This is a genomic window from Streptomyces sp. NPDC037290 (assembly GCF_055603245.1).
On sequence record NZ_JBVJVZ010000008.1, the window covers coordinates 187157 to 208092 of the forward strand.

General features: G+C 73.4%; 19 protein-coding genes and 1 pseudogene. 15 read left to right on the top strand and 5 right to left on the bottom strand.

What is annotated here, in order from left to right; genetic code table 11:
• Positions 1-6: 6 nt before the first annotated feature.
• Positions 7-894 (top strand): MBL fold metallo-hydrolase, encoded by an 888-nt coding sequence (locus tag ACZ7HQ_RS27120; RefSeq protein WP_470994913.1) that lies wholly within the window; start codon positions 7-9, stop codon positions 892-894.
• Positions 895-1008: 114 nt separating this feature from the next.
• Positions 1009-2001: an NADPH:quinone reductase gene (locus tag ACZ7HQ_RS27125; protein WP_470994916.1), complete on the top strand. Its 993-nt coding sequence runs from the start codon at positions 1009-1011 to the stop codon at positions 1999-2001.
• On the opposite strand, the gene ACZ7HQ_RS27130 is transcribed toward ACZ7HQ_RS27125, so the two are convergent.
• Positions 1985-2872 (bottom strand): NmrA/HSCARG family protein, encoded by an 888-nt coding sequence (locus tag ACZ7HQ_RS27130; protein ID WP_470994919.1) that lies wholly within the window; start codon positions 2870-2872, stop codon positions 1985-1987. The two genes, ACZ7HQ_RS27125 and ACZ7HQ_RS27130, sit on opposite strands and share 17 nt — an antisense overlap.
• A 157-nt stretch (positions 2873-3029) precedes the next feature.
• Between ACZ7HQ_RS27130 and ACZ7HQ_RS27135 the strand changes: the two are divergent.
• From ACZ7HQ_RS27135 to ACZ7HQ_RS27150, 4 genes and pseudogenes are all read left to right on the top strand, one after another.
• Positions 3030-4018: pseudogene (locus tag ACZ7HQ_RS27135) on the top strand (pirin family protein).
• Positions 4019-4114: 96 nt separating this feature from the next.
• Positions 4115-4453, top strand: a complete 339-nt coding sequence (locus ACZ7HQ_RS27140; protein WP_470994922.1) for a GNAT family N-acetyltransferase — start codon at positions 4115-4117, stop codon at positions 4451-4453.
• A 210-nt stretch (positions 4454-4663) separates the two neighbouring features.
• A complete protein-coding gene (locus ACZ7HQ_RS27145) occupies positions 4664-6028 on the top strand; it encodes an MFS transporter (RefSeq protein WP_470994924.1) in 1365 nt (454 codons plus the stop codon).
• Positions 6029-6124: 96 nt separating this feature from the next.
• On the top strand, positions 6125-6544 hold the full coding sequence (locus ACZ7HQ_RS27150; RefSeq protein WP_470994926.1) for an HD domain-containing protein: 420 nt from the start codon (positions 6125-6127) through the stop codon (positions 6542-6544).
• Between the two features lie 651 nt (positions 6545-7195).
• Here ACZ7HQ_RS27150 and pcp read toward each other — a convergent pair.
• Genes pcp through ACZ7HQ_RS27165 form a run of 3 tightly spaced genes read right to left on the bottom strand, consistent with a single transcriptional unit; the run spans position 7196 to position 9551 of the window.
• On the bottom strand, positions 7196-7846 hold the full coding sequence (gene pcp, locus ACZ7HQ_RS27155) for a pyroglutamyl-peptidase I (protein ID WP_470994929.1): 651 nt from the start codon (positions 7844-7846) through the stop codon (positions 7196-7198).
• Between the two features lie 14 nt (positions 7847-7860).
• A complete protein-coding gene (locus ACZ7HQ_RS27160) occupies positions 7861-8835 on the bottom strand; it encodes a DUF979 domain-containing protein (protein WP_470994932.1) in 975 nt (324 codons plus the stop codon).
• Positions 8832-9551, bottom strand: coding sequence for a DUF969 domain-containing protein (locus ACZ7HQ_RS27165; RefSeq protein ID WP_470994935.1), 720 nt, complete (start codon positions 9549-9551; stop codon positions 8832-8834). The genes ACZ7HQ_RS27160 and ACZ7HQ_RS27165 overlap by 4 nt, the downstream gene beginning before the upstream one ends.
• Before the next feature lie 172 nt (positions 9552-9723).
• On the opposite strand from ACZ7HQ_RS27165, the gene ACZ7HQ_RS27170 reads away from it, so the two are divergent.
• The 6 genes from ACZ7HQ_RS27170 (at position 9724) to ACZ7HQ_RS27195 (ending at position 15972) form a co-directional block, all read left to right on the top strand.
• The gene (locus tag ACZ7HQ_RS27170; protein WP_470994938.1) at positions 9724-10476 is read left to right on the top strand and encodes a LamB/YcsF family protein; all 753 of its coding nucleotides are present in this window, start codon (positions 9724-9726) and stop codon (positions 10474-10476) included.
• Positions 10473-11120, top strand: a complete 648-nt coding sequence (locus ACZ7HQ_RS27175; protein ID WP_470994941.1) for a 5-oxoprolinase subunit B family protein — start codon at positions 10473-10475, stop codon at positions 11118-11120. Before ACZ7HQ_RS27170 ends, ACZ7HQ_RS27175 begins: the two co-directional genes overlap by 4 nt.
• On the top strand, positions 11117-11974 hold the full coding sequence (locus ACZ7HQ_RS27180; RefSeq protein WP_470994944.1) for a 5-oxoprolinase subunit C family protein: 858 nt from the start codon (positions 11117-11119) through the stop codon (positions 11972-11974). Before ACZ7HQ_RS27175 ends, ACZ7HQ_RS27180 begins: the two co-directional genes overlap by 4 nt.
• A gap of 72 nt (positions 11975-12046) precedes the next feature.
• Complete coding sequence (locus tag ACZ7HQ_RS27185; protein ID WP_470994946.1) at positions 12047-14644, top strand: FUSC family protein; 2598 nt, start codon at positions 12047-12049, stop codon at positions 14642-14644.
• Positions 14645-14774: 130 nt separating this feature from the next.
• Positions 14775-15284 (top strand): hypothetical protein, encoded by a 510-nt coding sequence (locus ACZ7HQ_RS27190; RefSeq protein WP_470994949.1) that lies wholly within the window; start codon positions 14775-14777, stop codon positions 15282-15284.
• A 124-nt stretch (positions 15285-15408) separates the two neighbouring features.
• A complete protein-coding gene (locus tag ACZ7HQ_RS27195) occupies positions 15409-15972 on the top strand; it encodes a hypothetical protein (protein WP_470994952.1) in 564 nt (187 codons plus the stop codon).
• Between the two features lie 48 nt (positions 15973-16020).
• Here ACZ7HQ_RS27195 and ACZ7HQ_RS27200 read toward each other — a convergent pair whose 3' ends face one another.
• Positions 16021-16929, bottom strand: a complete 909-nt coding sequence (locus ACZ7HQ_RS27200) for a TolB-like translocation protein (RefSeq protein WP_470994955.1) — start codon at positions 16927-16929, stop codon at positions 16021-16023.
• A 495-nt stretch (positions 16930-17424) separates the two neighbouring features.
• On the opposite strand from ACZ7HQ_RS27200, the gene ACZ7HQ_RS27205 reads away from it, so the two are divergent.
• The 3 genes from ACZ7HQ_RS27205 to ACZ7HQ_RS27215 all read left to right on the top strand — a co-directional run bounded on the left by ACZ7HQ_RS27205 (position 17425) and on the right by ACZ7HQ_RS27215 (position 20933).
• Positions 17425-18402, top strand: a complete 978-nt coding sequence (locus tag ACZ7HQ_RS27205) for an asparaginase (RefSeq protein WP_470994958.1) — start codon at positions 17425-17427, stop codon at positions 18400-18402.
• 195 nt (positions 18403-18597) lie between these two features.
• The gene (locus tag ACZ7HQ_RS27210; RefSeq protein WP_470994960.1) at positions 18598-19584 is read left to right on the top strand and encodes an ABC transporter ATP-binding protein; all 987 of its coding nucleotides are present in this window, start codon (positions 18598-18600) and stop codon (positions 19582-19584) included.
• On the top strand, positions 19581-20933 hold the full coding sequence (locus ACZ7HQ_RS27215) for an ABC transporter permease (RefSeq protein ID WP_470994963.1): 1353 nt from the start codon (positions 19581-19583) through the stop codon (positions 20931-20933). Before ACZ7HQ_RS27210 ends, ACZ7HQ_RS27215 begins: the two co-directional genes overlap by 4 nt.
• The last annotated feature ends 3 nt before the right edge of the window (positions 20934-20936 follow it).

The following is a 20936-nucleotide window of genomic DNA, read 5'->3' on the forward strand; positions in this document are numbered from 1 at the left end:
TCGGCCATGAGCGAGGAACGGTTCGAGGGCGGCTGGTACGTGGACGAGCGGTGCGCGAACTGCGATGTCGCGCGGCAGCTCGCCCCCGGTCTGATCGGTGAGGTCGACGGGCGCGCGGCTGTCCTGCGCCAGCCTCGCGACCGGACCGAGGCACGCCGGTTGCACGCCGCAGCGCATGCCTGCCAGACCCGGTCGATCCATCCGCCGGGCGGCCGGCTGGACGCCGCGCTGGACCCCTTTCCGATGGCTCTGGACGACACCGTGCACCTGTGCGGACACAACTCCAGGCAGACCGCGGGCGCCAACTCCTATCTGTTACGTCGCCCCGGCGGCACCGTGATGATGGTGGACACTCCGCGCTGGAGCACCGCCCTGGCCGCGCGCTACGAGGCGCTGGGCCCCGTCACCGACGTCCTGCTCACCCACCGCGACCACGCGGCGCACGGGCGAAGCTACGCCGACCGCTTCGGTGCCCGGCTGTGGATCCACGAGGGAGACCTGGACGCCGCCCCGGACGCCGACCGTGTGCTTCGCGGCACCGACCCCACAGAGATCGCCGACGGCGTGATCGCGCATCCCCTGCCGGGACACACACGGGGCAGCGTGCTCTTCGTCGCCGACGAGCGGTACTGCTTCAGTGGCGACAGCTTCTACTGGTCGCGCACCACGGGGGACATCGAGGTGGCCGAGAGCGTCACCTGGTACTCCATCAGCGAGCTGGCCGCCTCCCTGGCACGGACCGCCGGCGGGCTGCGCTTCGAGTGGCTGCTGCCGGGGCACGGCGACCGCCGCCGGCTGCCCGCCGACGAGATGGCCCGGCGACTGCGCCTGCTGACGGCTCGGACCCGGGAACTGCGGCCCCGGCCCATCGATTTCACCGCGATGCGCTGGTGACGTCCCGGTCCGGGCCGCCCGCCGGGGGCGTCCGCCGTGTCAGCGGCGGGGCGCAGGCGTGTCCCCTCGCCCCCTGCGCTGTTTCCGGGGGCACCGGTGGGACCATCGGGTGCCATGCGTGCTGCGTACATTGAGGAGCTCGGACCCGCGGACGCCATCCGCTACGGAGAGATCGCCGCTCCCCGGCCCGGTCCCACCGACGTACTGGTGAACGTCCTCGCCACCGCGGTCAACCCGGTGGACACCCTCGTACGGTCGGGGATGTTCCCCACCCCGGTGGTGTTCCCCTTCGTCGTGGGCCGTGACCTGGTCGGCACGGTTGCCGAGGCGGGTCCCGGTGTCCCCGGCTTCCGCGCCGGGGACCAGGTGTGGTGCAACAGCCTCGGGCACGGCGGGCGACAGGGCGCGGCAGCGGAGCAGGCGGTGGTGGCGGCCGATCGGCTCTACCACCTGCCCGAGGGAGTCGATCCGGTGGCGGCGGTGGCGGCGGTCCATCCGGCGGCGACCGCGTATCTGGCGCTGTTCGTCCACGGGCGGCTCCGCGTGGGGGAGACCGTGCTGGTCGCCGGCGCCGCGGGCAATGTCGGCAGTGCGATGGTGACGATGGCGGCGCGGGCCGGCGCGCGCGTCCTGGCCACGGCCGGCGCACGGGACGGGCGGTACTGCGCGGAGCTGGGCGCGGCCGAGGTGTTCGACTACCGGGATGTGGAACTGACCGAGAGGATCCGCCGGGCGGCGCCGGCCGGGCTCGACCTGTATGTGGACACGGCCGGCGTCAACGACCTCGAGACCACGGTGGAACTGCTCGCCCTGAGGGGCCGCGTGGTGCTCATGGCCGGCATCCGGACCCGCCCCGTGCTGCCCGCCGGCGCCCTGTACGTGAACGACCGCTCCGTCGTGGGGTTCGTGATCTCGCACGCGACGCCCGACGAACTCGCCGCAGCCGCCGCCTGCCTCAACGACCTGTTCGCTCACGGTGCGCTGCGCCCGCGGAACGTCGAGGTCCTCCCGCTGAGCGCGGCAGCCGACGTGCACGCCCGGATGGAGAGGGGCGAGCTGCGGGGGCGGCGCGCCGTCCTGCGTACGGCTCTCACCGCCGCCGGCTGACTTCGGCCGGCCCATCGCCCTCAGGGGGCCGGGCGAAGGCGCTGAGCGCCCAGTCGGCGAAGCCGGTCCAGGGGATCTCCGGGTGGGCGGCGTGCAGTGCGGGGATGTCGACGCGGTAGCCCGGGCCGTTCAGGAACGTCCACATCGCGTGCATGTCCGGGTCGCCGACCGCCGTGAGAGGCACTTGCTCATGGCGGACCTCCCGGCCCAGCGCGGTGCCGAGCGCGGCCGCCATCTGCGCGGGAGTGGGCGCGTCGCCGGCCAGCTCGATGCGCTGCCCGACGTACCGGGCAGGATGGAGGAGCACGTCCGCCGCGAACGCGCCGAGGTCGGGGCGGGCGAGCTGCTGCAACGGCCGGTCCGGCGGCAGCGGCAGATCGAGAACGCCGCCGGCGATGCGCTCCGCTCCGCCCAGCGCGTTGTCGAAGAAGTACGTCGGCCCCAGGATCGTGTGGGGGACATCGCTCAGGGCCAGCTCGGCCTCGATGCGCGCCTTGCTCTCGAAGTGCGGTACGCCGCTGCGTTGGTCCGCCCCGGCGACCGAGCTGAAGACGAGGTGCGGTACACGCGCCGTCCCGGCCGCGGCCACGATCGCCCGTCCCTGGTCCACCTCCGCCTCCGGGCCGGCCTCGAAGGGGGTGGTGAACGCGAAGACCCCGGCCACACCGCGCATCGCGGCGGCGAGCGACTCGCGATCGCTCAGGGATCCCGCCACCACGTCGGCGCCCCGCTCGGCCAGTGCCCGCGCCGCGCCGCGCCCCGGGTCGCGCACCAGGGCGCGGAGCCGGGCCCCGCGGCCCAGCAGAGCCTCGGTCACGGCCCTGCCCTGTCCGCCGGCCGCCGCAAGCACCAGGATCGGCTCATCGACCATCGCAGGGTTACCTTCCTTCTGGAGGGACGCAAACGGAACGGACGCTGCCACTGATCATGAGGTACGGCCTCGGCGGCGACGAGGATCACCATGCCGGGGCCCGTGATCATGGCATAGTAGTTGAACATAGAACAATGCTTTCGGGAGGCGGTCCACGGTGAGCAACGTCGAGACGAAACCCGCGGAAGTGCGGTGCGGTGGAGCGGTGGACGGCGGGCCGTCGGACGGCGCCGGGCCGGTCGAGGTACTGACCCCGCGCGACGTCCCCCTCGGCGGCCCCCGCGCGATGACCGTGCGGCGGACACTGCCGCAGCGCGCCCGGACCCTGATCGGCGCCTGGTGCTTCGCCGACCACTACGGCCCCGACGACGTCTCGGTGACGGGCGGTATGGACGTCGCCCCGCATCCGCACACCGGCCTGCAGACGGTGAGCTGGCTGTTCACCGGGGAGATCGAGCACCGGGACAGCATGGGCAGCCACGCCCGCGTGCGGCCCGGCGAGCTGAACCTCATGACGGGCGGCTACGGCATAGCCCACTCGGAGGTCTCCACCCCGGGGACGACCATCCTGCACGGCGTGCAGCTGTGGGTGGCGCTGCCGGAGGAGCACCGCACCACCGAACGGGACTTCCAGCACCACGCACCTGAACCCGTACTGAGCGACGGGGCCCGGATCAGCGTGTTCCTCGGCTCCCTCGCCGGCCGCGTCTCCCCGGTGCGGACCTTCACGCCCCTGCTCGGCGCCGAGATCGTCCTCCAGCCGCGCGCGACCCTCACGCTCGCTGTGGACCCCGGCTTCGAGCACGGCCTCCTCGTCGACCAGGGCACGGTGCGCCTGGCCGGCACCTGATCGCTCCCGCGGAGCTGGGCTACGTCCCGCCGGGCGCCGGCGCGCTGACGCTGACGAACGAGTCGGACGACGTCGCCCGGACGGTGCTGCTCGGCGGCACCCCGTTCGAGGAGGAGATCGTCATGTGGTGGAACTTCATCGGGCGCAGCCACGAGGACATCGCCAAGGCCCGGGACGACTGGCAGAACGCCTCCGACCGGTTCGGCGCCGTCGAAGGCTATCCGGGAGAGCGGCTGCCCGCCCCCGCCCTGCCGCACGCGGTCATCACCCCGCGCAGGAACCCACGCCGCCACTGAACCATCGGACGCGGCACCGACCACCCGGCGCGCCCCGACCGCCCGGTGCGGCACCGACTCCCGACGCGCTGCCCACCCTCCTCAGAAAGGCACCCGATGAGCCAGCCTTCCGCCGCTCCGACCGTCGAGCGGAACGACGCCGAGAACCGGTACGACATCCTGGTCGACGGCAAGCGTGCCGGACTGACCGCCTACCTCGACCGCGGTGAGCAGCGCGTCTTCTACCACACCGAGATCGACGACGCCTTCGCCGGACAGGGCCTGGCGTCCCGGCTGGTCCGGGAGGCGCTCACCGACGTACGCGAGTCCGGAAAGCGGATCGTGCCCGTCTGCCCGTACGTCGCCAAGTTCCTGCAGAAGCACGAGGAGTTCGCCGACATCACCGACCCCGCGACCCCCGACGTCCTGCGATGGCTGGACACCGCACTGGACTGACCGTCACACCGGGGGCCCGGCCGGGCGGAACCACCGGACGGCCGCGACGGGCACACCGACGGCACCGAGGAGTTCCCGCGCCGTGGACCATCCGTCCCCTACCGTGACGTTCGGTTCAAGGGCCGCGCGCAACGGGATGGAGTGCGGAAGGTGCCGTTCGCTGAGTCGGGCCGTGACGGTGGGTCCCCACCCCCACCCGGGTCGCCCCCGGTGTCCGGGCGGGGCTCCCACGCACCGCTCCTGGCCGTGTGCGCGGGCTACTTCATGGTGATCCTCGATGTGACGATCATCAATGTCGCCGTACCGGTGATCGGCCGGGACCTGTCCGCCTCGCTCACCGGGATCCAGTGGATCACCGACGGGTACACCCTCGTCTTCGCCGGACTGCTGCTCAGTGCCGGCGCGCTGGGTGACCGGCTGGGCAACCGCCGGGTCTTCTGCGCGGGCGTCGGAGTGTTCACCGTGGCCTCCGCCGCGTGCGCCCTCGCGCCGGACGCCCCCTTCCTGGTGACGGCGCGCCTGGTGGAGGGACTCGGCGCGGCACTGATCGTGCCCGGCTCCCTGGCGCTGCTCCAGCAGTCCTACCCGGAGCCGCCGGAACGGTCGCGGGCCTTCGGGCTGTGGGGTTCGATGGCGGGCATCGCCGCCTCGGCCGGACCGCTGCTCGGTGGACTGCTGGTCTCGACGGTGGGCTGGCGCTGGGTGTTCCTCATCAATCTGCCCGTCGGCGTCGCCTGCCTGGCGCTGACGCGGCGGTACGTGGCGCGTTCCCCCCGGCGCGCCGGCCGGGCTCTGGACTGGCCGGCCCAGTGTGCGGTGGTGGCGGCGGTGGCACTCCTGACGGCCGCGCTCAACGAGGCCGGACGGCGCGGCTGGTCCGACCCTGCCGTTCTCGCGGGGCTGGGTCTGGCCATGATCGCCGCAGCCGCGTTCGTGCTCCGCGAGCGCCTGGCAGCGACTCCCGCCCTCCCCCTGAGCCTGCTGCGCTCGCGCGCGATGGGCGGCGGAGCCGTCATCGGCATGCTGTTCAACTTCGCCTTCTACGGCATGGTGTTCACCGCCAGCCTGGAGTTCCAGCACCAGCGCGGCTACAGCGCCCTCGGCACCGGAGTCGCGCTGTTCCCGGCGGTGGCGATGACCACGTTCGCCTCCGTCCTGTCGGGTCGGCTGGCGCGCCGTACCGGCGACCGTCCGCTGGTGATCTCCGGCATGCTGCTCGCAGCCCTGGGGCTGGCCGGCTGGGCGGCGGCCGGGACCGATCCCGCCTACCCGCTGCTGGTGGCACCGATGATGGCCGCGGGCTTCGGTACGTCCTTCGCCCTCACAGGCTCGACCTCGACCATGATGGGCGCCGCGCCGCCGGCCTACTCAGGGACCGCCTCCGCCCTGTTCAACACCACACGTCAAGTCGGCAGCGCCACCGGCGTCGCGCTCGGCGGCAGCCTCCTCGCCACAGCGGACAGCTATGGCACCGGCCTGCGGATCAGCATGGCCGCCGGCGCTCTCGCCTATCTCACGGCCGCCGTCCTCGCTTTTTTGTGCGTCCCGGCCAGGCCTCGGTCCCACAGGGCGTGAGCGGCGGAGACGTCCTAGTCCCGTCGCCGGGATCCCCGAACAGTCCGTCCGTACCACCGTCATCCTCCGTACCCCCCGGCGCGGCAGCGTGGCCCCATGACGTACGACCCCCTGCCCTCCGTCGATGCCCTCATGGCCCTGCTGGCCGACTGCGCGGACGTCTGGGACACCCCGGACCGGTCCGGCGACCCCGTGGACATCCTGGCCTACGGCCTTCAGGTGGCCGCCCTGCTCGCCGTGAGCCATCCGGACGACGCGGAGCTGCAGTTGGCCGGCCTGGTCCACGACATCGGCCACTTCCTGGTCCCCGCCGACGGGGAGGGACACGGCAGGCATGCCGCGGCGGCGGTCGAGGGTCTGCTGGGGCGGCGGGTCGCCCGCCTGGTCGCCGCGCACATCCCGGCCAAACGGTATCTGGCCGCGGCCGACCCGCAGCTGGCGCTGTCCCCGGAGAGCGCACGCACACTCGGTTGTCAGGGCGGCCCCATGACTCCGGCCGAGGCGATGGCCTTCTAGGCCGACCCGGACTTTCACGCGGCGATCGCACTGCGCCGTGCGGACGACGCCGGGAAGGTGGTGGGCCTGCCGGTGCCTCCGCTCGAGTCATGGCGGCCGCTCGTGGAGCGAGTCGCTGACGGCGGTTAGCCGGACCCACACGACACGCCGGCAGGGCGCGTGACGCCTCGGCTGGATGCGTGCGGTGTTGTGGCGGGGCGCGTGATGCCTCGGCTCGGGTGGGTGCGGGGCTGCGGGCGGTGCGCGCGGCGTCTCGGCCGGATGCGTGCGGTGCTGCGGCAGAGTGCGTGGCGTCTCGGCTGGATGCGTGCGGTGTTGTGGCGGGGCGCGTGATGGCTCGGCTCGGGTGGGTGCGGTGCTGCGGCAGAGTGCGTGGCGTCTCGGCTGGATGCGTGCGACGTGTCGGCGGGACACTGCACGCCTCGGCCGGACGCGTGCGGCGCTGTGGCAGGGCGCCTGACGCCGCACCCGGAAACTCACAACGCGGTGGCAGCGCGCGTGACGCCTCAGCCCGACGCGCACGCGACGCTCCCGCAAGGCGCGCCGCGCCTCGGCCGGATACCCGGACGCGGGCCGGCGGCGGTGGGCCAGGGCCGGTGTCGGGGCTGATTCCGTGGGCCGGGCGGAGGAACCGGTGTGCGGTGGGCGGCATCAGTGGGTGGCTCCCTCGGTGACCTTCAGATCGTGGCCCCTCGGGGTGCCGGCGGCGGCGAGCAGCAGGGCACGCAGTCCGTGGGCGACCGTGGTCGGCTCAAGGGCCGGGGCGGTACCGTCGGTGACCTGTTCCGGCGCCCAGGGCACATGCACGAAACCACCCCGGACGTGCGGGAATTCGGTGGCCAGGAGGTGGCCGAGGCCGTACGCGACGTGGTTGCAGACGAACGTGCCGGCCGTGTTGGACACGGCCGCCGGGACACCGGCCGCGCGCAGGGCGGCGACGCAGGCCTTCACGGGGAGGGCGGAGAAGTAGGCGGCGGGGCCGTCCGGGACCACGGGCTCGTCGACGGGCTGGTTGCCCGCGTTGTCGGGGATGCGTGCGTCGTCGAGGTTGATGGCGACGCGTTCGACGGTGACGCCGGGGCGGCCGCCCGCCTGGCCCAGGCACAGGACCAGGTCGGGGCGCGCCGCGTGGACGGCGGCGCGCAGAGTGGCGAGGGACGTGCCGAAGACGCAGGGGAGTTCGGCGGCGGTGACCGTGAGCCCGGCCGGAGGCTCGGCGGCCACCAGGGAGGCGGCCCGCCAGGACGGGTTGACCTGCTGGCCGTCGAAGGGGGCGAAACCGGTGATGAGCACGCGGGTCATGGCACTTCCTTCACTCAGAACGCGAACAGCGCCATGATCACCGTGGAGCAGGCCAGGAGCGGGAGAGCCGTCGGGATCTGTGTCTTGATCGGGCCGTACTGATCCTTCAGTTCGAGCAGGGTGGCCGGGACGATGTTGAAGTTGGCGGCCATCGGCGTACACAGCGTTCCGGAGAATCCGGCCAGCATGCCGAGCGCGAGGACGGCCGGCGGGTTGCCGTGCATCTGCTGGACGAGGACGGGCCAGCCGATCGCGGCGGTCATCACGGGGAACGCGGCGAACGCGTTGCCCATGATCAGCGTGAACAGGAACATGCCGACGCAGTACGCGAGGACGGCGAGGTACTTCGCGTTGTCCGGCAGGACGTCGTGCACGATCCTGCCGACCTGCGTGCCGACCCCCGCCAGCGCGAAGATCGAGCCGAGCACGGCGAGGAGCTGGGGCAGCAGCAGGGCGGAGCCCATCGCCTCCAGCATGGAACGGCCGGAGTGGAGCGGTACGGACAGCTTGCGCTCGCCGGTGACCAGCATGCCGACGACGAGGGCGACGAGACAGCCGACGCCGAGCCCGAGGAGGGTGGCCTTGCCGGTCTCGAACAGGCCGGACGTGTCGAGCAGCGAGGCGCAGACGATGGCGACGAGCGGGATCGTCAGGGCGGGGATGAAGATCCTGTTGCCGAGCCGGGTCGCGGAGGCCTCGCGTTCCTCGGTGGTGCTGGTGACGGGTGTGCCCTTGCCGAGGAAGTTGAAGCCGGCGAGCACGATGAGGGTGAGGACCGCGACGCCGAGCGGCTCGGCGGGCAGCGTCCAGCCGCCGTTCTTCGCGGTGGCGTTGGCGACGCCGGTGCCGTAGGGGAAGGTGAGCCCGAGCAGGCCCCAGAACGCGGCGGACGTCCACCCCCTGGGGTTGCTGCGGTCGGCGGCCATCTGGACGGCCATGACGACGAAGACGAGCCCCACCAGCCAGTAGAGCCACTCGACCTTGATCACTTGCTGTTCTCCTTCGGAAGCGGCAGGTCGTGTTCGGCGGCGGCGAGCGCCATCTCCCGCTGCAACTGCCGGTCCAGCAGCAGCAGACGGGCGCCGTGCACGAGGAAGGCGCAGACGGCGAGCGGTATCGCCCACAGGGCCAGCTGGGTCGGTTCGAGGTTCTGGTGGTACGTCGAGTTGACGAAGCCCGTGATCAGGAGGATCGAACCGATCGCGATGAAGCAGTCCTCGCCGAAGAACAGGCCCACGGTGTCCGAGGACGCGGCGTAGGAACGTACCTTCTCCCGCATCCGCTCGGGCAGCGCCGCGCCCGTCGTGCGCTCGGCGGCGGCCTCGGCCATGGGGGCGACGAGGGGCCGCACCGTCTGCGCGGGACCGCACATGCCGGTGAGGCCGAACGCGGCGGTGACCTGGCGGATCAGCAGATAGACGGTGAGGAACCGGCCGGCGCTGAGACTGCCGAGCCGTCCGATCAGCCTGCGGGCCTGCTCGCGCAGGCCGTAGCGCTCCAGGAGGCCGATCACGGGGAGGACGACGGCGAAGACGGTGACCGAGCGGCTGTCGGCGAAGGACCGGCCGAAGGCCGCGAGGACCTCCAGCGGGTTCATCCCGCCGATCAGGCCGGTGAAGACACCGGCGACACCGACCACGAGGACGGGGTTGCGGCGCGTGACGAATCCGAGGATCACCACGACCACGCCGAGGAGAACGATCATGCGGCTGCCTTAGGCGTGAGCGGGCGGGACGCCCGAGCGGCGCGGATCCGGGGGCCCGGATCCGTGAGGGATGCCCGGGACCCTAGGGGATCGTTCAACGATCGAACAAGGGGTAGGACACGGAAAATCAATCTCTTGTCGGATCGTTCAACAATCGCCTACCTTGGAAGACGTGATCGACCTCAACGCAGACCTCGGTGAGGGCTTCGGCCGCTGGACCCTCACCGACGACGACGCCCTGCTCTCCGTCGTGACCAGCGCCAACGTCGCCTGCGGCTTCCACGCCGGTGACCCCTCGGTGATGCGCCGCGTCTGCGCCCTCGCCGCCGAACGCGGCGTCCGGATCGGGGCCCAGGTCTCCTACCGCGACCTGGCCGGCTTCGGCCGCCGCGCCATGGACGTGCCCGGCGACGAACTGGCGGCCGAGATCGCCTACCAGATCGGGGCGCTGCGGGTCTTCGCCGAGGCCGCCGGCGCCGAGGTGGCCTACGTCAAGCCGCACGGCGCGCTCTACAACCGCACCGTGCACGACGCCGAGCAGGCCGCGGCCGTCGTGGCCGGCGTGCGCCTGGCGGGCGGAGGTCTGCCGGTGCTCGGCCTGCCCGGGTCACGGCTGCTCACCGCCGCCCGGCAGACAGGCCTCACCGCCGTACCCGAGGCCTTCGCGGACCGCGCCTACACCCCCGCGGGCACGCTCGTGCCCCGCCGCGACCCAGGCGCCGTGGTGACCGACGAGGACACCGTGGTACGGCGCGCGCTGGCGTTCGCGGTGGACGGGGCCGTAGCGGCCGTGGACGGTACGACCGTGCCGGTGGCCGCCCGCTCCCTGTGCGTCCACGGCGACACCCCGGGCGCCGCCCGCATCGCCGCGCGGGTCCGTGCGGCACTCGACGCGGCCGGAGTCGAGGTGAGGTCGTTCGCATGACCGAGAGACGGTCCGTGCAGGTGCGCCCCGCCGGGCGGCACGCCCTGCTCGTCGAACTGCCGGACGCCGAGCGCACCGGTGCCTTCCACGCCGAACTCCTGCGGCGGCGCGCCGCGGGCACCCTGCCGCCGGTCGAGGAGATCGTGCCGGGCGCGCGGACCGTACTCCTGGACGGCGTCAGAGACCCGGAGGACCTGTCGCGCCGGATCGCCGACTGGGACGTGCCCTCCCGCGCCGCCGACGACGGGGGAGTGGTGGAGATCCCCGTGCGCTACGACGGCCCGGACCTGGCCCAAGTGGCCGCCCTGTGGGGCGTCGGCGCGGACGAGGTCGCCACCCGGCACGCGTCGTACACCTACCGTGTCGCCTTCTGCGGATTCGCCCCCGGCTTCGGCTACCTCACCGGACTGCCCGCCGAGCTGCACGTGCCCCGCCGCGACACCCCCCGCACCCGGGTCCCGGCCGGGGCGGTCGCGCTCGCCGGTCCCTACAGCGCGGTGTACCCGCGCGCCACCCCGGGCGGCTGGCAGCTGATCGGGACCATGCCGGACCCGGCACCGCTGTGGGACCTCACCCGGGAGGAGCCGGCGCTCCTCACGCCGGGCACCCGGGTGCGGTTCGTGGCCGAGGACGGCACGCCATGAACGGCAGTCTCGCCGTCGTACGCTCCGGCGCCCTCACCACCGTCCAGGACCGCGGCCGGCGCGGCCACGCCCACCTGGGCGTTCCCCGCTCCGGGGCCCTGGACGCCCCCGCCATGCACCTGGCCAACCGGCTCCTCGGCAACGCCCCCGACGCCGCCGTCCTGGAGACCACCCTGACCGGCTGCGCCCTGCGCCCGGATCGCGCCGTGACCGTCGTGGTCGGCGGAGCGCCCTGCCCGGTGACGGCCGACGGCCGGCCGGCGGCCTGGGGAGTGCCCGTACGGGTACCCGCGGGCGCCGTCCTGGACGTGGGAGGCGTGACGGCGGGCGTGCGCTCGTACGTGGCCGTCGCCGGCGGCATCGCCGTCGAGCCCGTCCTCGGCAGCCGCGCGACGGACCTGCTCTCCGGACTCGGCCCGGCGCCCCTGCGCGACGGGGACGTCCTCCCGCTGGGCGCTCCACCCCGCCGGCCGGCGCTCCCGGACAGCGCTCCCTGGCCGGCGCCCCCCACCGAACTGACCCTGCCCCTGCGCCTGGGACCTCGCACGGACTGGTTCACACCCGCCGCGCTGCACACCCTCACGACGGCGACATACCGCGTGTCGCAGCACAGCAATCGCATCGGCCTGCGCACCGAGGGGCCGCCGCTGGAGCGGGTGTCGGCCGGCGAGCTGCCGAGCGAGGGCATGGTGCTCGGTGCCGTCCAGGTGCCCCCGGACGGGCGCCCCGTGGTGTTCCTGCACGACCACCCCACCACCGGCGGCTACCCGGTGATCGGCGTCGTCGCCGAGGCGGCCCTGGCGGCGGCTGCCCAGGCCGCGGCGGGCACCCCGATCCGCTTCACGCCGGGGTGACACGCCCGCACGACCGGGGTCGCCTCCTTGCTGCGGGGTGCCGGGCGTTCGGCGGTGGGTGATTCTGAAGGGGTGGGTGGTGTCCGAGCCCGTCGGATCGCGGCGCACTACGCCGTCCCGGGCCACCGGGCGGTACGCGTGACGCTCGTCGCCGCAGCCGGTTTCTACCTCTTCCGCTACGGCTTCGACCGTCCCGTGGCGGCGACGTACGCCCTGTTCGCCGCCGTGGCCCTGGGCGGACTCGCCAAGATCCCGGGCACCGGCCGACAGCGGGCCGCGACCGTGCTGCGGCTGCTTCCGGTGTGCTGGCTGCTCGTCGTCGTCGGCACCCTTCTGTCGGTGCGGACCTGGAGCGCCGTCGTCGGCATGCTGGCGGTCGGCTTCGCGCTGGCCTTCGCCGCCGTGGGCGGCCCGCGTCCGGCCGGAGCGGCGCCGGGCCTGCAACTCCTCTACATCCTCCCGTCCTTCCCGCCCTACGCGCCCGGCACGCTCGGCGAGCGGCTCGTCGGCACCACCACCGGACTGGCCCTCTTCATCGCCGCCGAGGCACTGATCTTCCCCGAACCCGGCCCGCCCACCTACCGGGAACGGGCCACCCACGCCGCGCGCACCGCCGCACACTGCGCGACCCTCCTCGCCGCACCCCCGTACACCCTGACCGACCCGGACATTCAGGCAGCCTGGGAGACCGGCCGGTCGCTGCGGTCCCTGACCGTGCCCGAGGCGGAACGCCCGGCCGGGCCAGGGGTGCGTGACCGTGCCCTCGCCCACACCGGCCTCGCCACGCGCACCGTGCTCAGCCGCCTGGCGCAACTGCCCGGCGCGCCGGGCGGTCATCCGGGCCCCGAGGTCACCGCCGTACTGCGGGCCGCCGCGCGGCTGGCCACGGCGACCGCGACCTGCCTGGACACCGGCAGCTCGCCGGTGGCGGCATACGAGGACCTGACCAAGGCGCGGGCGCACCTGTCCGCGCTGTCCGCGGGCCCGGTTCCGCCCGGCGCCCCCGCAGGGGATTCCGGGGCCGTCGGGGCGGCGCCGGTCGGGGACCTGGCGTCCGCGGGCTCGGCTGTCCCTGAGGGTTTCGCGCCTACGGGCTCGGCTCCCGCCGGGGGTTCCGCGTCGGCCGAGCACGTGCCCGCCGAGGACTTCGCGTCGGCCGACCAGGTGGCCGCCGGGGACTTCCCGTGCGCGGGTCCGGCCGGCCCTGGGGAGTCCGGGGCCGCGGGCTCGGTCGCCGCCAGGGACCTCACATCCTCGGACTCGGCCGCCGATCCGGCCTCCGCCGGGGACCTGACGCCGGCGGGCTCGGCGCCCGCCGGGGATTCGGGGCCCGTCGGGGATTCGGGGCCCGCCGGGGCGGCGCGCTCCGAGGATGCCCCGCCTGCCGGGCAGACCCCCGCCAGAGATCCCGTGTCCGGAACCGCTCGCGCGCCGGGCTTCACGCCTGCCGTGCTGTGCCGGCACGCCGCAGTCCTGGAGATCGCCGACGCGGCGCTGGCCATGGCCACGGCGGCCGATCTGGCCGTGCACGGCAGACACGCCGCGGTGGAGATACCGCGAGGCCGCTTCTGGTACGCCGGGGCGCGGGCGCCGATGCTGTGGTGGCACCGGGTGTGCGGCCATGCCGGGCGCCGGTCGGTGTTCTTCCAGAACGCGGTCCGTATCGCCCTGGCCCTGACCGCCGCCCGGCTCGTGGCGGGGGTGGACACGCTGCCCCACGGATTCTGGGCCACGCTGGCCGCCCTCACCCTCACCCGGACCACCATGGACGAGACCTGGCACACCATCCGTCTGGCACTCGCGGGCACCCTGGCGGGAGCCCTCGTCACCGCCGGAGTCCTGAGCCTGGCCGGACCCCACACCGCCGTCTACGCCGTCGTCCTGCCGCTGTGGATGCTGATCGCCTTCACCGTGGGCCCGGTCAGGGGCGTCGGCTGGGCGCAGGGCCTGTTCACCGTGCTCGTGGCGCTGGTCTTCGCCCAGTTGGCCCCGCCGACCTGGCGACTGGCGGAGGTCAGGATGCTGGACGTGCTGGTCGGCAGTGCCATCGGCGCCGTCTTCGGACTGCTGGCCTGGCCGCGCGGCGCGCACGACGAGTTGCGTCACGCGGCGGCTGAACTCCTGCGCCGGGCGGCCGAGATCGTGGTGGCGACCGGCGCCTCGGTGGCGGGCTGTGGTGCGGTGGTCGCGGCCACGGGCGTGCCTGGCCACCGGTCGTTGCAGAGTGCCGTCATCCTCGCCGAGTCCGCCTACGCGCAGTCCCTGAGCGAGCCGACGCCCTTCGGCGGCACGCCGCGCCGCGCCGGGCTGCGGACCGTGGACTGGCAGGCCACGTTGATGGCCGGGCACCACACCCTGTGGGGATCCGACCGGCTGCTGACGCCACCGCTCACTGCCCTGAGCCCCGCGGCGGCCGAATCCGTCTGCGGGCTGGGGGAGCGGGTGGCCGGGCGGATGCTGCTGGTCTCGGCGGCACTGGACCCCGGACCGGACACCCCGATCGGGCGGATTCCGCTGGTCGATGCGGCCCTTGAGGATCCCGTCAGCGAGCCGCCCGGTGCGCCGCGCCTGTACTACGCGACCGTGTCGTGGCTGGGCTCGCTGATGACCGATCTGACACGGATCCCACGGGGCAGCCCCGAGGCCGGGCAGGACCCCAGCGCGCCGTGAGCGCGCTGTGACCCCGCCGCGCCGCCGGTGAGCCGGGAGGGCGCCGGGCGCTGCCCGCAGCCGGCCGTGTCCCCTCGGGGGCCGGCGCCGCACCGTTTGGCCCGGGCCACGGCGGGGGACCCGCAGCTACATGTTCCGAAGCATCGGGCGTGGCTGCGCAGCCGGGGCCGCCGGCACCACCGCGTTGAACGCCGTGACCTACCTGGACATGGCACTGCGCGGCCGGCCTTCGAGCAGCACTCCCGAAGCGGTCGTGGAGAAGGTCGCCGCCGAAGCGGGACACCCGGTCCCGGACGGGGAGGGACGGGACAACCGGCTGTCGGGGCTGGGGGCCCTGTCGGGCATCGCCGTGGGAGTCGGGACGGGCGCCGTCGTGTCACTGCTCCACCGTGCCGGTGTACGGCCGCCCGCGTGGCTTGGCGGCGCGCTGACCGGAGCCCTGGCGATGACGCTGACCGACGCGCCGATCGCGCGTCTGGGCGTCAGCGACCCGCGCACCTGGTCGGCCGTCGACTGGACCGCCGACGCGATCCCGCACCTGGCCTACGGCCTGGTCACCTACGGAGTCATCACGTCTGCGCGAGGTTGCGCCGGAGCCGGCGGGTGCGGGCGCCGCGGGTGTCGAGGGCGTCCGGACTGAGCGCCGTCCCCATGTGGCCTGTCCGGGCCTCCGCGGCCCGCAGAGCGCGCTGCCGGCCCCGGTGGCCTTGGCCGGAAGCCGTCGGGCCTGGTAGGCATGGCCTGTGCGATTCGAGAGTGTTCCCATGCCCGCGGCGGTCGAGGCACGGCCCCGTGACGCTCGCGGGTACCCGGTGCCGGCGATCACTCCCTGGGAAGGGGAGGAGCCCCAGTTCGCACTGACCGACTACGAGCGCAGCGCCGTGTGCGCGCGTAAGCGCCTCTGCTCGGTGTGCAACCAGGGGATGCCCCAGGGCCCGGTGTGGCGTGTGGTGGGCGCCGGGGAGAGCGCGGCGATCGGTGAGGCGCTGGCCGCCGGGCGGCCCTACCGCAATCTGGCGCCGACCCTCGAAGGACCGGGGCACCGTGCGTGCATGCTGTACGCCTCGATGGTGTGCCCCTATCTGGCCCGCCCCAACGCCCGGCGCGGCATGTCGGCGACGGAACCGGACGACATGACCTCGCATGTGGTGCGGGGCGCCGTCCGGGGCGCCATGGGCGCGGTGGTGGGGTTCGGCGAGTACGAGTACGCCGTCACCGGCGACCGGGTGCTCTTCCGGTTCCTCGACGTCGTCGAGTTCCTGCCGCACGACACGTCCGACGCGCACCTGGACGAACTACGGGCCGAACTCGCCCGGATGGCGAAGTGACCCGCACTTCGCGTCCCGGACGCGTCCGGCCCGTCCCGTCGGCCGAGTTCAGGGGCGGTACGCCGCCCTGCCGACCGTCGAGGTGACCTTGGTCGGGTGACCCGTGCCGTCGGCCGGGAGCGTCACCGTGCCGGAGGGGGTGCGCACCGCGAGGGTCTTGCCGTCGGGCGACCAGGCCGGCTCGGTGTAGTCGGTCGTGGCGTGCGGCGTGAGGTCCTTGATGTGGTTGCCGTGCATGAAGTCCTCGACGAGTACGTGGTCGTGGCCGGCGACCGAGCGCACGAAGACGACCTCCTCCTCGTTCGGGGACAGGTCCGGCTGGGAGCCCTTGGTGAGCTTGCTGCCCTGCTGGCGGAGGTAGTCGTCCCGGATGTAGACGTCGCCGGTGTGGTCGTTGGCATACACCGAGGTGCCGTACTGGCCGGCCGCGTTCGGCCAGACGTTGCCGGTCTGCGGCACCGCACCGTCCGGACCGGGCTCGCCGTACAGGGACAGCGTCTTCGGCGTGCCGTGGACGGCCTTGGCGGAGATGACCTTCAGCCGCGAGACACCGTTCGCGCGCGCCGCGAAGATGAGGTTGTCCTTGGCGGGGATGTTGTTCTGGGTGTCCTTCACGGACACCTGCCAGGTCGGGTGGGACCAGTTCTGGTTTCCGGGGTTCTTCGCGACGACGACGCGCCCGCTGCCGTCGGGGTTGGCGACGTCCAGGTTGCCGGAGCCGTCGACGAAGGCGGCCTTGGCGCCGTTCGGGGACCAGGCGATGTCCCGGACGGGCACCCCGAAGTTCACCTTGTGGCCGCCGATCAGCACGTACTTGGTGCCGTCGCTGATGGTCAGGGTCCCGTGGGAGGCGCTGGTGGCGGCCGAGGCGGCGCCCGAGGCGCCCAGCAGCGCGGAACCGGTGACGGCCGCGGCCACGGCGATGGCGGCGGCCATGGTGCGGGTACGGGTGGTCATGACGGAGTTCCCCCAGGAACGTCGACGGGTCAGGTCGTTGGGCGCAGCTGCGCCAGAGCCGCTCCGGCGTCGTCCTGGTCGCTGAGGGCCACGCGACCGCCTGCCGCTCTGTTCGAAGCCGAGCCTGACAGGCCGGGTTCCCCGAATCGTCCCTTCAGTGTCACAGGGGCGTAACACGTGAGGAGCGATGCCGGTGGTGAGCGCGGAGGTTCAGGGGCTGCCTCGCGACCGGGCAGGCCTCACGTTGAACCGGACGACACGCGGGACCTCGTCACCCGCGCGCCAACTGTCGTCCCCGTCAGCCGCCAGGCGGTGACCCAGGACGGGGTGGTGTGGTGGGGGTGTTGGGGGAGTCCGGCACGGCAGCGGCACGCCCGTACACGCACATGTGGGCGGTTCATGTACAGGAACGGCGGGCCATGTCCGTCTGCGGCGCCATGGCCGGCGGTGGGTACCGTGACGCGAGCCGATGTCCCACCGGAAGGTGACCCGCCGATGTCTCAGCCCGCCGCAGCCGCCACCCCGGGCGCACCCGACAACCCGGTCCTCGCGGAGGTGGTCCGCTCCGGATTCGTCGAAGGGCGGCACCGGGGCGGTGTGGTGCTGCTCGCCGCGGACGGTTCGCTGGAGCTGGCCATCGGTGACGTGACGTCCCCCGTCTTTCCGCGCTCCTCCAACAAACCCATGCAGGCGGCGGGCGTGCTGCGGGCGGGCCTCGACCTCTCGGGAGAGCGGCTGGCCCTGGCGGCCGCGAGCCACTCCGGCGAGGCCTTCCACCGCGACCTGGTGCGCACCATGCTCGACGAGCACGGACTGACCCCCGAGCACCTGCAGTGCCCGCCCGCCCTCCCGCTGGACCAGGAGGAACAGGAGGCCTGCCTCGCGGCTGGCCGCGGGCGCGACCGCGTGGCCATGAACTGCTCCGGGAAACACACGGCGATGCTGGCCGCCGCCGCGCTGAGGGGCTGGCCCGTCGAGTCCTACCGCGACCCGGACCATCCGCTCCAGCTGGTCATCCGCACGGCCGTGGAGGAAGCGGCCGGCGAGCGGGTGGCCGCCGTAGGTGTGGACGGCTGCGGAGCGCCGCTGATGGCGATCAGCCTGACCGGGCTCGCCCGCGCCTTCCGCTCGTACGTCCTCGCCGAGCCCGGGACGCCCGAACGGCGGGTCGCCGACGCCATGCGCGCCCACCCCGAGTACGTCGCCGGCAGCCGCCGTCACGACACCTGGCTGATGAGGGAGATACCGGGCGTGCTGTCCAAGGTGGGCGCGGAAGCCGTCCAGGCGCTCGCGCTGCCCGACGGCCGGGCTCTGGCCCTCAAGATCGACGACGGCGGGATCCGGGCCCTGGGTCCGGTCCTGGCACGCGCGTTGGGTCTCCTCGGTGTGACGGCACCGGTCGTGGACCGCGTCGGCCGTACGCCGGTACTGGGCGGGGGGCGCGAGGTGGGGCAGGTGCGGGCGGTGTTCTGAGGGCACCGCTATGCGGCATTCATCCGGCGCCAAACACCTGATGTTCCATCAACTCCCTTGATGATTAAGGAATTTACCGTCTATTGGCGTGCCGAACGGCTGTCGTCTTCCGTTCCCTGAGCGTTCAGCTGGGAATCCCTGTGAGTGTCGTGTGCTCTCCCTAGCCTCCCTTGGGGTTTCGGAAAGAAGGCGCTCATGGACGACTCACTCCTCGCGATCCGGGCACGCGGGATCACCAAGTCCTTCGGTGATGTCGTCGCACTCGACGGCATCGATCTGGACGTGGCGCAGGGACGGATCCACGGTCTGGTCGGACCGAACGGTGCCGGCAAGACGACGCTCCTCGGGCTGCTGCTCGGGCTGGCCGTGGCCGACGCCGGTCAGCTGGAGATCCTCGGTACGCCGGTGGGCCGGACGTTCGCCGCTCCCGACGGTGTCGCCGGGTTCGTGGACGGGCCGGGCCTCTACCCCTCGCTCACCGCCCGGCAGAACCTCGCCGCGCTGGCCGCCCTGCGCGGCCTGGACGCGCGGACGGCAGGCATCGACGACGTGCTCGACCAGGTCGGACTGACCGATCTCGCCGACGACCGGGTCCGCGGTTTCTCCCTGGGCATGCGTCAACGGCTCGGACTCGCCGCCGCGTTGCTGACCGGTCCGCAGGTCCTCGTCCTCGACGAGCCCTCCAACGGCCTCGACCCGGCCGGCAAGAAGCACGTGCACGGTGTCCTCGGCCGGCTCGCCGCAGACGGCACCGCTGTCGTGCTGTCGAGTCACCGGATGGACGACCTGGAGGCGCTGTGTTCCGAGGTCACCATCCTCGCCACCGGCCGGGTCGTGTTCTCCGGCCCGCTGGGCAAGCTGGCCGCCGAGAACCGTGAACTGGACTACCGCCTGGTCACCTCCGACCCGCAGACAGCCCGCCGGCTGGCCGCCGAGACGCCCGGGATCCATCTGGCAGACGGCGCCGGAGGACGCCCCACAGGCGAGGCGCTCGTCGTACGCGCGCTGGTGCCCGCCGTCGACGAACTGGTGGTCCGGCTCGTGCGGTCGGGCCTGGCCCTGCGTGAACTGGCCCCCGTGGTGTCCCCGTTGGAGGCCGCGTTCCTGGCCCTGACCGAACAGCGGGACGCCGGAACCCAGCCGCGCAAGAGCCGCGCCCGGCAGCAGGAGGCCGGCCGATGACCGCGACCGCCGCAGTCCCCGCCGCCGTTGAGGGCCGCGTCCCGGTGGCCCGCGGCTACCGCTTCGAACTGGTCAAGCTCACCTCGCAGTGGCGGATCCGGCTGCTGGTGCTTGCCTGCTGGACCGCACCGGGGCTCTTCGTCGCCGGAGCGAGCCAGCAGAGCACGCTCCCCGCCGACACCCTCTTCGGCCGCTGGATGCTCGCCACAGGCTGGGCCGGGCCGCTGGTCATCCTCGGGTTCTCGGGCACCTGGGCGCTGCCGCTGCTGACCTCCCTGGTCGCCGGTGACGTGTTCGCCTCCGAGGACCGGCTCGGCACCTGGCGCCATCTGCTGGTGGCGATCCGCTCGCCCCGCCGGATCTTCGTGGCGAAGGCGCTGGCGAGCCTCACCGTGATCCTGCTGCTCGTGGTCGGGCTGGCCGCGTCGAGTACGGCCGGCGGGCTCATCGCCGTCGGCAACCAGCCACTGGTCGGCCTGGACGGCCACCGGCTGGCCCCGGGCGACGCCGCCGGAACGGTGCTGCTCGCCTGGGCCTGCGTGCTCGCGCCGACCCTGGCCCTCGCCGGGATCGGCCTCCTCGGATCCGTCGCGCTGGGACGCTCCCCGATGGGGCTCCTGCTGCCTGCGGTCGTCGCACTCGTGATGCAGCTCGCCCAGCTGCTGCCGCTGCCGGTCGCCGTACGACTCGCCCTGCCCAGCTGGGCGTTCATCGCCTGGAACGGTCTGTTCACCAGCCCCGCACAGCTCGGACCGCTCCTGATCGGCGTCGTGGTCAGCCTGGTGTGGGCCGTGACCGCGACGGCGCTGGCGTATCTGCTGTTCCTGCGGCGCGACTTCACCAACCTGACCGACGACGGCTCCGGGCGCCGCGCGGTCACCGCCGGCCTGCTGCCGCTCGCGGGGCTGGTCGCCGCGACGGTCGCCGTCGTGGCGGCGGCGACCGGGGCCACGGCCTCCGGGATCACGCAGGACAAGGTGCAGCGCTCCCTCGCCACGGAGTTCGCCCACCTCTACCGCATGCAGACCAGGCAACTCAACCGGCCCGCCGTGACCGAAGCGCAGGTGAAGGCCACGGCGACGTGCACCAAGGGCAGCGTCAGGGTCGCCGCCGAGGGGCCCGGCAACGACTGGCGCTGCGTCGTCTCCTGGCACCTCCCCGGCGTCGAGGCCACCGGGACGGCCGTCTACCAGCTCGACGTCACGACGGACGGGCGGTTCGTGGCCGACGGCGACGGACCGAAGGAAGTGAACGGCTACTTCCTGGTGCGGACTCCGGCCGGAGACGCACCGAATCCCCTGTGGCAGTTCGACGGCGACGTCGAGCTTCTTCGTACCTCGAAGGGATGACCC

What these genes read in the sequence shown, in the direction of transcription:
- ACZ7HQ_RS27215 (WP_470994963.1), top strand. Translation starts at nt 19,581, where the DNA reads ATGACCGCGACCGCCGCAGTCCCCGCCGCCGTTGAGGGCCGCGTCCCG.
- ACZ7HQ_RS27175 (WP_470994941.1), top strand. Translation starts at nt 10,473, where the DNA reads ATGACCGAGAGACGGTCCGTGCAGGTGCGCCCCGCCGGGCGGCACGCC.
- ACZ7HQ_RS27140 (WP_470994922.1), top strand. Translation starts at nt 4,115, where the DNA reads ATGAGCCAGCCTTCCGCCGCTCCGACCGTCGAGCGGAACGACGCCGAG.
- ACZ7HQ_RS27125 (WP_470994916.1), top strand. Translation starts at nt 1,009, where the DNA reads ATGCGTGCTGCGTACATTGAGGAGCTCGGACCCGCGGACGCCATCCGC.
- ACZ7HQ_RS27210 (WP_470994960.1), top strand. Translation starts at nt 18,598, where the DNA reads ATGGACGACTCACTCCTCGCGATCCGGGCACGCGGGATCACCAAGTCC.
- ACZ7HQ_RS27200 (WP_470994955.1), bottom strand. Translation starts at nt 16,929, where the DNA reads ATGACCACCCGTACCCGCACCATGGCCGCCGCCATCGCCGTGGCCGCG.
- ACZ7HQ_RS27180 (WP_470994944.1), top strand. Translation starts at nt 11,117, where the DNA reads ATGAACGGCAGTCTCGCCGTCGTACGCTCCGGCGCCCTCACCACCGTC.
- ACZ7HQ_RS27205 (WP_470994958.1), top strand. Translation starts at nt 17,425, where the DNA reads ATGTCTCAGCCCGCCGCAGCCGCCACCCCGGGCGCACCCGACAACCCG.
- ACZ7HQ_RS27195 (WP_470994952.1), top strand. Translation starts at nt 15,409, where the DNA reads ATGCCCGCGGCGGTCGAGGCACGGCCCCGTGACGCTCGCGGGTACCCG.
- ACZ7HQ_RS27130 (WP_470994919.1), bottom strand. Translation starts at nt 2,872, where the DNA reads ATGGTCGATGAGCCGATCCTGGTGCTTGCGGCGGCCGGCGGACAGGGC.
- ACZ7HQ_RS27120 (WP_470994913.1), top strand. Translation starts at nt 7, where the DNA reads ATGAGCGAGGAACGGTTCGAGGGCGGCTGGTACGTGGACGAGCGGTGC.
- pcp (WP_470994929.1), bottom strand. Translation starts at nt 7,846, where the DNA reads ATGACCCGCGTGCTCATCACCGGTTTCGCCCCCTTCGACGGCCAGCAG.
- ACZ7HQ_RS27150 (WP_470994926.1), top strand. Translation starts at nt 6,125, where the DNA reads ATGACGTACGACCCCCTGCCCTCCGTCGATGCCCTCATGGCCCTGCTG.
- ACZ7HQ_RS27190 (WP_470994949.1), top strand. Translation starts at nt 14,775, where the DNA reads ATGTTCCGAAGCATCGGGCGTGGCTGCGCAGCCGGGGCCGCCGGCACC.
- ACZ7HQ_RS27165 (WP_470994935.1), bottom strand. Translation starts at nt 9,551, where the DNA reads ATGATCGTTCTCCTCGGCGTGGTCGTGGTGATCCTCGGATTCGTCACG.